This window comes from Caballeronia sordidicola, assembly GCF_000729995.1.
GTDB lineage: Bacteria > Pseudomonadota > Gammaproteobacteria > Burkholderiales > Burkholderiaceae > Caballeronia > Caballeronia sordidicola_A.
Genome location: NZ_JNFG01000016.1, coordinates 107,769 through 118,893, shown reverse-complemented (window position 1 = coordinate 118,893; position 11,125 = coordinate 107,769). Strand labels below are relative to the sequence as shown.

Below are 11,125 nucleotides of genomic sequence, written 5' to 3'. Positions count from 1 at the left end.
CGGATCTTTCTACATCACGTCGGCGAACCCGCCGAGCCTCTTCGATCAAACCGGTGAAAGCACCGTTTTCAGCAGCACGACGGCCGACTGGAGCGACCAATGACCATGCCGACAACCCGGCTCAAGACACTGCTGATCGTGTCGCTGGTGCTCAACATCTTCCTGCTCGGGGCAATAGCGGGCGGGACGTATCGATGGATGGCGAAGCAGCAGACCGAGGTGCTCGCGCAGCAACGCGGCTTGCGCTTCGCCGCGGCTGAACTGCCCAAGGATCGCCAGGACCAGTTGCGCCAGTCGCTGCGGCAGACACGCCGTGAGAGCCTGCCATTGATCACAGATGCGCGTTCGGGCCGAATCGATGTTGTGCAGGCGCTCGCTGCGCCGCAATTCGATCGCGCCGCGCTCGACGCAGCGCTCGCCCGCACCCGCGCAGCCGATGTTGCCGTGCGTGCACAGGTCGAAGCAACGGTGGCTGAGTTTGCCTCCACGTTGACGCCCGATGAACGGCTCAAACTCGTCGATGCCCTGGAGCAGCACGGCCCGCTGCATGTCGGGCCGCCGCCCAAAAAATAAACGCAGGACGCACCGACGGATTCACGCGGCCCCATCGTTTAAGCAACATAGCAACTCGATTCGTGGGAACAGCCATGGCTGACGTGACATCTGTGACATCCGTGACCCCGGCCGCGATCGCGCTGAATCGCTTCGGACTCGGTGCCCGTGCGGGCGAAACAGCCCCGTCCGATCCGAAGGGCTGGCTCAAGAGCCAGCTCTCCGGCGCAAGTTATCAGGCGATGCCGCAAGCGTTAGGAGACCAACCTTCAAGCAGTGCGCTCGCGGCCGAATTCGCCGATCGCCAAAGCGCCATCCGCAACGCCGAGGCCGACGACAAGCAGGCGGTGCGCAAGTCCTATAACGAAAAACTCCGTGATGTTTATCGTGCAGCAGTCAACGCCCGGTTCGTGAGCGCGCTGCAAACGCCCACACCGTTTGTCGAACGGCTGGTGGCTTTCTGGTCGAATCATTTCGCGGTATCGGTGGAAAAGCAGCCTGTGGCCATGCTTGCCGGCTCGTTCGAAGTAGAAGCCATCCGCCCACATGTACTGGGCCGTTTCGAGGACATGCTGATCGCTGTCGAACGTCATCCGGCCATGCAGATCTTCCTCGATCAGGCGCGCTCGGTGGGCCCCGATAGTCCGGCGGCCGAACGCGCTGCCATGCGCCACCCCGACCGCAAGCCCGGCCTCAACGAAAACCTGGCTCGCGAGATCATGGAGCTGCATACGCTTGGCGTGCGCAGCGGCTACGATCAAAACGACGTCACCGAGTTCGCCCGTGCGCTGACGGGCTGGAGCATCGGTGCAATGGGCGGCATGGGCGCAGGCGCCCAGCGTAATGATGCTGCCGCGCCTGGACAATTCGTGTTTCGTCAGCCATTGCACGAGCCGGGGACACGCACGATCATGAACCGGCAATATGATCAGCCCGGTGAGCAGCAAGCCCTGGCCGTGCTGCACGATCTGGCTGCCTCGCCCGCGACTGCGCAGCATATTGCGGGCAAGCTCGCCCGGCATTTTGTCGCCGATACCCCGCCGCCCGCGCTGGTTGATCGTTTGGCCGGCGTGTTCAGCGCGACGAACGGCGACCTGCCCAGCGTGTACCAGGTGTTGATCGATTCGCCTGAAGCGTGGTCGCCAGTCGATGCCAAGTTCAAGACACCGTGGGACTGGACGGTGTCCTCGCTGCGGGGACTGGGCCTCAACACTCTCGGCAACATACAGGTCGCGCCCTTGCTGACGCAGCTCGGCCAGCCTGTGTGGCGGCCGGGTTCACCCGCGGGCTACGACGACATAGCCGCAAGCTGGGCCGCACCCGATGCGCTCGTGCGCCGGGTGGAGACGGCGCAGCGGTTTGCATCGCGTATCGGCGATACGCTCGATGCGCGCACACTCGGCAACCAGTTGCTCGCGGGTTCGCTGAGCGATGCTACGGCATCCGAACTATCTCGTGCGGAAAGCGCGCCGACCGCACTCGCGCTACTGCTGGTTTCCCCCGATTTCCAAAGGAGATAACACGATGACCACGCGTCGCAATTTCTTGTGGTGCGCCGGTGCAGGCGTCGGTGCAATGCTGGTCGGGTCACGCATGGCGTTTGCTTCGGTGGAGTCCGACCGGCGGTTTGTGTTTGTGATCCAGCGTGGCGCCGCCGATGGTCTCAACATCGTGGTGCCGTATGCCGATCCCGCTTATGCAAGCCTGCGCGGGGCGCTAGCTATCGATCCGTCTACAGCAACAAAGCTTGACGGGACCTTCGCGCTACATCCGTCGCTTGTCGAAACGGCGAAGATGTACGCCGCCCAGCAGGCGCTGTTCGTGCATGCAGTTGCATCGCCATACCGCGATCGCTCGCACTTCGACGGCCAGAACGTGCTCGAAACCGGTGGCACTGCGCCTTACCAGATGAAGGATGGCTGGTTGAACCGGCTGGTGTCGATGCTGCCTTCATCCAAGGCCAATGCAATCGCGCTCGCGCCCACTGTGCCGCTGGCGCTGCGCGGCCGCGCGGAGGTGACGTCGTATGCGCCGTCCGCGCTGCCGCAGGCGCCCGACGATCTGCTCGTGCGCGTCTCGCAACTCTATTCGGGAGACCCGCAGCTTCATGCGCTCTGGAGCTCGGCGATGGACGCTCGCGGGCTCGCTGCCGATGCCGGCGCACGTCAGGACCCGGCGAGCCTCGGCAAGCTGGCCGCGAGCTTCCTCGGCCGTAGCGACGGCCCGCGCATTGCGATGATCGAGACTGGCGGATGGGATACGCATAGCGCGCAGAACCAGCGGCTAGGCGCGCAACTGAAGGCGCTCGACACGATGATGGCATCCATGCGCGATGGTCTCGGCGAGCATTGGGCGAACACGACCGTCCTGGTCGCGACCGAGTTCGGGCGCATGGCAACGGCGAATGGAACGGGCGGTACGGATCACGGTACGGCGTCTGCCGCGATGCTGCTGGGCGGTGCGGTGAAAGGCGGCCGGATTCTGGCGGACTGGCCCGGGCTCGCGCCGTCGGCTCTGTATCAGGGACGGGATTTGCGGCCGACACTCGGGCTCGACAGCCTGATTGCCGCTGCGGCAGGGGAGACCTTCGGCCTCGATCCGGTTCACGTCAGGGCAACTCTTTTTACACAGAAGACTGCGAGCCCGATGTCCAGCAGGTTGCTGCGGACTTAGCGACACAATGACTGGTAGCCAGTCGCGTCATTAAATTCACCAGGGAAAAGTTAAAAATGAAACATGTATTCAGCATTGGACTCCTTAGTATCATGCTCACCGCTTGCGTAGTGGAACCCGCACACCCGCCACGCCCGGAGCCGCTTGTTGAGGTGGTTCCGGCGCAACCTGCGCCGGGTTACCACTGGGTGAAAGGACACTACAAATGGGAAGCCAACCAGTGGGTGTGGGTGCGCGGGCATTGGGCAGCGTACTGAATCCGCTAGGGACAGTTGCCGTGCGCGCTGAAGCGCACACGTCCGCCCCTATCCTGCAAACCTGGGTTCAGGCAAACCTTTTACGCCCAGCCCGGTGATGGCGAACAACCCGCCCTTATCGCGCTCCTTCTGCGGAATGCCCCACATGGGCCGGCCCATGGTAGTGACAAACAAGATATCCAGGTTCGGACCGCCGAACATCACGCTCGTGAGGTTTCGTACAGGAAACTCCACTGTGCGATCAAGCTTGCCGTCCGGCGCAAATCGCAAGATCCGTCCGCCAAACACGAGCGCCGACCAGAGATAGCCCTCGGCATCGACCGTCGCGCCGTCGAACGTACCCGCCAGATCGTGTGCCGATGCAAACACCCGCCGGTTCGCCACCGCCCCGGTCTCGATGTCGTAGTCGTATGCGAACATCTTCCTGTCGTAGGAATCGGTGAAATAGAAGGTGCGGTTGTCCGGGCTCCAGCAAGGACCGTTCGAACAAATGATGCCACCATCCAGACGCGTCACCGCACCATTCACATCCAGCCGATATAACCCGCCGCTGCGGGTCGGACGCTGGCCGCGATCGGCGTCGTAACGGTCGAAGTCATACGCCATCGTGCCAGCGATAAACCGCCCTCGCCGGTCCACTTTGCCGTCGTTGAATCGCGTCTCGGGGTCGTCGCTCTCCGGGTCGGCAATGAGCTTGACCGTCTGCGTCTCGAAGTCGTAGAAATGCAGGCCGTTCGCGAGCGCAACCACCGCGCCGCCGCGCTCGCGCAACGCCATCGAACCAATGTGGCGCGGCACGAAATAGCGCCGTATGTCGCTGCCGTCGGCGCGGCAACTGCTGATCTCGGCAGCAGTGCTGTCGATCCAGTAGAGGCGCTGTTCCTTCACATCCCACAGCGGTCCCTCGCCGAGATGATTGTTGGCATCGACGATCAGACGGGTTTCGATCATGGCTGTCTCCGGTTATCAACTCTTGTCGTCATCGGACTTCGACGTTGCGCGGCGATGCGCGAGCAACGCCATCAGCCGCCGGTCGCGCCAGTGGCTACGGTTTTCTATCTCGTCGAGCGGCAACACCTCGCGACGCTCGGCATCGAGTCTTGCGATGCTGTCGGGCGACCAGTCGAACGGCACGCTGTCCTTCGCGAACGAGCGGTACATCGCGCCATAACGCGCGGCATAATCTGTCACGCCGCCGGGCGCGTTCAGGTCGATGGTTTCAAATGGTCCCATGAACGACCAGCGCAGTCCGAGGCCGTCGCGCATCACGGTGTCGAGATCGGCGGCGCTTGCATAACCTCGCGCATAAAGGCTCAATGCTTCGTCGAGAAGCGCCCCTTGCAGGCGGTTCAGCAAGAAACCCGGGATCTCGCGTGCAACGGTCACCGGCCGCTGACCCGCTTCTTCGTACAGCGCACGCGCACGGGCCAGCGTGTCCGGTGACGTCCACGGCGCACCGCATAGCTCGACCAGCGGCACGAGCGAAGGCGGATTCACGGGGTGCGCCACAAGGCACCGTGCGCGGCCCTCCAGCGCCTCGGTGAACGTGGAGGCAGGCAAGCCGGAGGTCGAACTGGCCAGCAGCGTATCGGGGCGTGTCAGCTTGTCCAGTTCGGCAAACAACGTGCGCTTGACCTCCACGATCTCCGCAATGTTCTCCTGCACCAGGTCGACATCGCTCACCGCGACCGCTAGCTGTTCACATGCCGTGACACGCGACACGATCTGCTCTTCCGGCTCGTCGATCAACCCATATTCGGCGAGATCCGACACACTGCGGCGGATAGACGGAATCGCGCCGCCGAGCATCGCGCGGTCGGCATCATGCAGCCTGACCCCGAAACCCGCACGCGCGAACACAATTGCCCACGCGCGGCCTATTCGTCCCGATCCAATCACTGCAACGCGTCTGCGCATGGGTAGCTCCATCGATAATCAAGCTTTTTTATCGCGCAACGTAATCACGGCAGCCAGTACAACAAGGCCGTTGATGATGTCGCGCACGGCCGGCGGCACCGTGGTGCCGGCGAGTAGCGTACCCAGCGCAGTCAGCAGCAACGCGCCGCCGAACACACCGAGATAGTGACCTCGGCCGCCGGTGATCAACGCGCCGCCCACGACCACAACAGCAATGGACGGCAGCAGATACGGATCGCCCATGCCGAGGAACGCCTGGCTGCTGAAGCCTGCAAGCAACAATCCCACCACAGCGGAACACAAACCCGAAAGGCAATATACCGCGATCAGGGTGGCGCCGACACGCACGCCTGACAGCTTCGCCGCGACCTGCGAGTTGCCGACCGCATAGACGCGACGCCCGAAGGCCGTGCGATGGAGCAGCAACAATGCCAATGCAAGGAACAACGGCACGCACCACGCGGCAAGCGACAAGGGACCCACACGCCCGTTTGTGAAATTGCTGATCGCCGACGGCGCCCAGCCTTGCGGCGAACCGTTGCAATAAATCAGCGTAATGCCCTGCAACAAGCCGTTAGCGGCGAGTGTGACCACAATCGGCGGCAAGCCCAGCACCACTACGCCCACGCCATTGAACACGCCTACAGCCAAGCCTGCGCACAGCACCAGCGGCACGGCCCACGCCGCGGCTTCGTTGACGCCATGCGTCAGCCCGGTCAGCAACACGCCCGATAGCGTGATGAGCCAGGGCACGGAAAGATCGAGTCCACCGGTCAGGATCACCGCGCCTTGCCCAAGCCCTAGAACAGCCAGGAACAAGGTCAGCGTCAGCAAGCTCGTATAGAAGTTGGCGCTTACGAGCACGCCCGGGCCATAGACCACGCCGGTAATCGCGATCACCGCAAAGAACAGCAGATACGCCGGCACGATGTACTTGACCCATTCGCGATTGCGTTCGATCCAGTCGCCCAGCACGTGCCCCTTGAGCTCCGTGTTTTCTATCGGACGGAAGTTCTCCACTTCGAACTTCACGCGCCGCGCGCCCTGGTCATTGCGTGCACGCGTTCCGGTGGTCCACGCGGTGAACCATCGTCCGGCGTAGCGCGCGCAATGATGCGCCGCCGACTGCTTGCCGACCGACGACCCGAGCACCGCCAGGATCAGGATCACCGCTTCAGCGATCGTCGTAAAAAACGCGGATACGTTGAGCACCAGCAGGATATTGACTGTGATCATCAGGGTCATCGCAGCGAACACCGTGCCCACGCAGCCGCCTCGTCCGCCGCCTAGCCATGTGCCACCCAGCACGACAGCCGTGAACATGGAGAGCAGCAACGGCCGGCCCACGAGCGGATCAGCGGACCCCGTCTGTGCCGATACATACAAGCCCGCAGCCGCGTAGAACATGCCGGCGAGCGCGTAGGTGGCGATCCGGTAGCCTCTGACAGGCATGCCGTTCGCATAAGCGCCATCGGGATCGCTGCCGAGCGCATACAGGCCCACGCCGAAGCGCGTACGTTTGACGAAGGTCCACACAAGCAGCGCGACGACCAGCACGGCCGCTGACATGGGGACTTTATCGGGCACGAGATCGGAGGTGATGAAAGCGCCGAACTGATCGCCGATGCTGCCGCCCGGTTTGTTCTGGATCAGCAGCGTCAGGCCTTGCACCATGAACATGGTGGCAAGCGTGACCACGATCGACTGGAGCCGGAACCATGCGATCAACGCGCCGTTGACGAGTCCGATGCCTCCGCCAATCGCAAGAATCAACGCGACGCCGCCCCATTGTTCGATCGGCGTGCCCTGCACGAAGCGCACCGCGAGCACGTTGGACAACGACACCACTGCCGATGCGGACAGATCGAAACCACCGCTCAATACAACGATGGTCTGTCCAATCCCGGCGAGCGCAAGCGTCGTGCTGCTGGAGATCACGGAGCCGACGTCGTACAGCCCGACCGGCGTGGCCGATAACGATATCCACGCGATCATCATCGCGAGCAGCGCACCGATCGCGATGATCAAGCCACGATAATGATCCACACGCGCCCGAAAACCGACATGCGCACCGGGTCGGACGACCTCGCTTTCGGGCGGTGCTATTGCAATTTTCATGGTCAACCTCTGATTGCCTGAACGAGCTTCATAAGCCCATCAACTTGAAAGCATCTTGCGCATCACGTTCTCTTCGGTGAGCGTCTCGCCCGCCAGCTCCGCGACATTGCGCCCGCGATACACCACCGACACGCGGTCGCACACATTGACCAGCTCCGGCACGTCGGTGGAATAGAACAGCACTGAGCCGCCGGCCGCCGCGAACGCACGCATCAGCACGAAGATCTGATGCTTGGTTCCCACGTCAACGCCGCGCGTGGGGTCGAACATGAGCCACGCGCGGCTTTGCGTCAGCAGCCATTTCGCCATGGCGATCTTCTGCTGGTTTCCGCCCGAGAAGGAGAGGCATGGCTTGTAGACTGCCCGCGAATTGACTTCCATTTGCGCGAGCGCCCGCTTGATGGCGGCCTGCTCGCGTTTTCTGTCGATCAGGCCGAAGCGCGTGAAGCGCTTGATGACCGGCAGCGAGATGTTCTCCCCACCCGGCAGACGCAAGAACAAACCTTCGGTCTTGCGATCTTCCGGCAGGAAACTCGTCGATACCCCGGCCTTCAGCGAATCGGCGGTCGAGGTCAGCGTGACTCGTTTTCCATCGATCAGGATCTGACCCGCGTCGATAAACTCGGCACCGAACAACGCCTCGAAAATCTCGCGCTGTCCCATGCCTTGCAGCGCTGCGATGCCATGCACTTCGCCTGCCTTCAACGTCAGGTCGAAGTCGTTGACCACGCCATCCACCTTGATGCCGCGCGCTTCCATTGCCGGAGTCTGAAGCGTTGACGGGGTGGCCACTTTAGGCGGATATTTGGCGTCCATCGAACGGCCGATCACGAGACGGATAACTTCGTCGTCCGAGATCGAATCGGTATCGAAAGCACCCACGTCGCGGCCGTTTCTATACACCGTGAGGCTGTCGCAGAACTCGCGCACTTCCTGCATCCGGTGCGTGATGAACACAAAGGTCACCCCACGCGCCTTCAATTCCTCGATCCTTCTCGACAACCACGCAACGTCACGTCCGGAGAGCGCGGACGTAGGTTCGTCGAGTAGCAGCACTTCAGGCTGGCGAACCAGCGCCTTCGCAATCTCGATCTTCTGGCGCACGGGTAGCGCGAGATCGCGGATATAGGCACCCGGGCGGATATCGCCCAGTTCGAGCCGTTCGAGCCATTGCGCGGCCTGCTTTTGTGATTCACGTTGCCGGATCCGGCCAAACCAGCCAGTCGGTTCGTAAGACATCAACAGGTTCTGCGCGACGGTCAAGTCCCGCACCAGGGTCATCTCCTGGAACGCCGTCTGCACGCCTGCACGATGCGCGTCCCTGGGACCGCGCATGTTCACGTTGCGGCCCATGATCGAGATGCTGCCCGCATCCGGCTGCATGAGACCGGACAGCAGCTTGACGGTCGTCGACTTGCCAGCGCCGTTCTCGCCGAGCAACGCATGAACGGCGCCGCGCTTGACGCGGAACGACGCGTTGTCGAGCGCGACAGTAGCGCCGAACCGCTTGGTGACCTTCGAGAGATCGAGCGCCCAACCATTGCTGCCCGCGTTGCTCGTGTTCTCTGTCCCTGCACTCGACATGGCGTATTCCTCGATTCTTAGTCCGGCTTGCCGGTCAGCGCCGCATTGAAACCAACTTCAGTGGTCTCGGCCGAATAAATGTCCGCAAACCAGCCCGGCGGCACCTTGTCCGGCATGAACGCGGTGCATCCGTTCTTCAGTTCCTCGATGGAACCGGTCGCGCACAGTTTCGATTGCGATGTCAGTACCAGCGGCAACTTGAGCGTCACGTGTGCCGGGAAGTCCTTGCCGTCGAGCTTGTCCACGGCCATCTTCAGCGCCAGCGCACCGGAATAAGGCGGCGAGCCATACGAGATGGACCGGTAGCCAATCGAGCGATAGCCACCGTCGCCCTTCACCGTCCCGGGCGGCAGCATCTGCACGCGGTGACCGTTCGACGATTCACCCGCGCACGGCTTGACCTTGTCGTCCGCTATGCCGGCTTCGAGCTGCATGGATGCCGCGGTGAAGCAGCCCACCTGCATCCATAAACCATCGATCTTGTCCCAGCTATTGGTGGCCAGGATCTTCGACAACTCCGTCTTGGCCGTTGCCTGACTCCACATGCCCGTGCCTTCCGCGACGATCTTGATCCCCGGATACTTTGCGAACACGGCCTTCGCAGCCTCGGTGCGCGCACGGTCCACGGACGTGCCCGGCACGCCGTTGATCAGCACGATGTTGCCCTTGCCGTTGATGGTCTTCGCGAGCCATTCCGCGGTGACTGTACCGGCTTGCTTCTGGTCGATCGTCACGTTATGGGCGCAAGGTTCGGTCACTTCGCCGTCATAGGCTGCCACCACCACGCCCTTGGAACAGGCGTTCTTGATGGCGCGATTCAACGCGGTCGGCGAGATCGGATAGATCACGATAGCTTTGGCGCCCGCCTGGACCATCGAGTTGATCTGCTGGATCTGTTTCTGGGCGTCCGTGCCGGCAACCTGTACTTCAAGGTCGACCTTGTCCTTCAGCCCCGGCGTGGCGGCCATCGCCTTCACCATGTTGGCGGCCTCGGTTTGCCAGTCATTGCCGACATAACTCATCGACAGGAAAATCTTGTATTTACCCGCCGCCGAGGCCTGTCCCGAGACGGCCAGCGTCGCGAGAAGCGCGGCGCCCAGCGCAAGCCGGGCCCCCCGACGGATGGTGTTCGTCAGTGCGTTCATGTCTTCCTCCGATTCTGCGTATGGTTATATGATTCGCTTCGTTCAACGCTCGTAGTACTAACCTTCCACGTGCTTCAGTCGTGCACTGGCGGGCAGTTCAATGCCCGCTGAACCCGCCACGACATTGGGGTCGTGGCCCGGAATGACAAAGTCCGCGATCTGCCGGATACGCTTAAGCGATGCCAGCTCGGCGGCCGTCTCGTGGACAATGCCGACCGGCACCAGATCGACAATGTTTTCCATGCAGCTTGCGCAGTCGCCGGCAATCAGGACCACGCCGTCGGCAGTATCAACGGCAACCGATTGATGCCCCGGCGTGTGTCCCGGTGTTGGCACAACCCGCACGCCGGGTGCGATATCGGCGACACCGTGCACGAACTGCCAGCGAAAATAGGCGAGCGGTTCGCGGCCGATCAAGAACTCCTGATAGAACGTGGACTGCGTCGGCAAGGGCCTGCCTGCGTATTCCCACTCGCTTGCCTGGACCACGAAACGTGCGTTCTTGAAGAGCGTATTGCCGCCGGAATGGTCGTAGTGGAGGTGGGTGTTGATGACAATATCCACGTCGTCCGCATTCCAGCCCACATACTCTTTTAGCGCACGTTCAAGCCGCTCTTCCGGCGCCTGTTCGCAGGGACAGACGAAGCTCGACACCCAGCCCGGATCGTGAATCCCCGTATCCACCACAATTTTCTTGTCGCCGCCTACAATCGCCGTCGACCACACCGGGACCTTGATCTGCTGGCCATAGTAGCGGCCATAGATCTGCGATGAACGATCGACAGTCAGCCAGCCCGTAGGCATTGCCACGACCTTGAGTTTCGACACAGCCACGATGGTCTCCACCGTCAAAGGTTGAAGGAGTTGCGTCCTTTAAGA

At 62.2% G+C, this 11,125-nt stretch carries 10 protein-coding genes; 4 read left to right on the top strand and 6 right to left on the bottom strand.

Features of this window, described 5'->3' with window-relative positions; translation table 11 throughout:
* Positions 1 to 99: 99 nt before the first annotated feature.
* From FH08_RS0117100 to FH08_RS50470, 4 genes are all read left to right on the top strand, one after another.
* Positions 100 to 573: a periplasmic heavy metal sensor gene (locus FH08_RS0117100; protein WP_235210386.1), complete on the top strand. Its 474-nt coding sequence runs from the start codon at positions 100 to 102 to the stop codon at positions 571 to 573.
* A gap of 74 nt (positions 574 to 647) precedes the next feature.
* Entirely contained in the window at positions 648 to 2,072 is a 1,425-nt protein-coding gene (locus tag FH08_RS0117095) for a DUF1800 domain-containing protein (RefSeq protein ID WP_419178012.1), read from the top strand.
* Positions 2,073 to 2,076: 4 nt separating this feature from the next.
* Positions 2,077 to 3,225, top strand: a complete 1,149-nt coding sequence (locus FH08_RS0117090; protein ID WP_031359492.1) for a DUF1501 domain-containing protein — start codon at positions 2,077 to 2,079, stop codon at positions 3,223 to 3,225.
* A 56-nt stretch (positions 3,226 to 3,281) separates the two neighbouring features.
* On the top strand, positions 3,282 to 3,482 hold the full coding sequence (locus FH08_RS50470) for a YXWGXW repeat-containing protein (protein WP_075583344.1): 201 nt from the start codon (positions 3,282 to 3,284) through the stop codon (positions 3,480 to 3,482).
* 48 nt (positions 3,483 to 3,530) lie between these two features.
* Here the strand turns inward: FH08_RS50470 and FH08_RS0117085 are convergent, their stop codons facing one another.
* Genes FH08_RS0117085 through FH08_RS0117060 form a run of 6 tightly spaced genes read right to left on the bottom strand, consistent with a single transcriptional unit; the run spans position 3,531 to position 11,050 of the window.
* A complete protein-coding gene (locus FH08_RS0117085; RefSeq protein WP_031359491.1) occupies positions 3,531 to 4,433 on the bottom strand; it encodes an SMP-30/gluconolactonase/LRE family protein in 903 nt (300 codons plus the stop codon).
* Between the two features lie 15 nt (positions 4,434 to 4,448).
* Positions 4,449 to 5,399: a 3-hydroxyacyl-CoA dehydrogenase gene (locus FH08_RS0117080; protein WP_031359490.1), complete on the bottom strand. Its 951-nt coding sequence runs from the start codon at positions 5,397 to 5,399 to the stop codon at positions 4,449 to 4,451.
* 18 nt (positions 5,400 to 5,417) lie between these two features.
* Complete coding sequence (locus FH08_RS0117075) at positions 5,418 to 7,517, bottom strand: ABC transporter permease subunit (RefSeq protein ID WP_031359489.1); 2,100 nt, start codon at positions 7,515 to 7,517, stop codon at positions 5,418 to 5,420.
* Between the two features lie 39 nt (positions 7,518 to 7,556).
* On the bottom strand, positions 7,557 to 9,101 hold the full coding sequence (locus FH08_RS0117070) for a sugar ABC transporter ATP-binding protein (protein ID WP_051888327.1): 1,545 nt from the start codon (positions 9,099 to 9,101) through the stop codon (positions 7,557 to 7,559).
* Between the two features lie 17 nt (positions 9,102 to 9,118).
* Positions 9,119 to 10,246, bottom strand: a complete 1,128-nt coding sequence (locus FH08_RS0117065) for a sugar ABC transporter substrate-binding protein (protein WP_031359487.1) — start codon at positions 10,244 to 10,246, stop codon at positions 9,119 to 9,121.
* Between the two features lie 57 nt (positions 10,247 to 10,303).
* Positions 10,304 to 11,050 carry an N-acyl homoserine lactonase family protein gene (locus FH08_RS0117060; protein WP_031359486.1) on the bottom strand — a complete coding sequence of 249 codons (747 nt, stop codon included), beginning with the start codon at positions 11,048 to 11,050 and terminating at the stop codon, positions 10,304 to 10,306.
* Positions 11,051 to 11,125 lie beyond the last annotated feature (75 nt).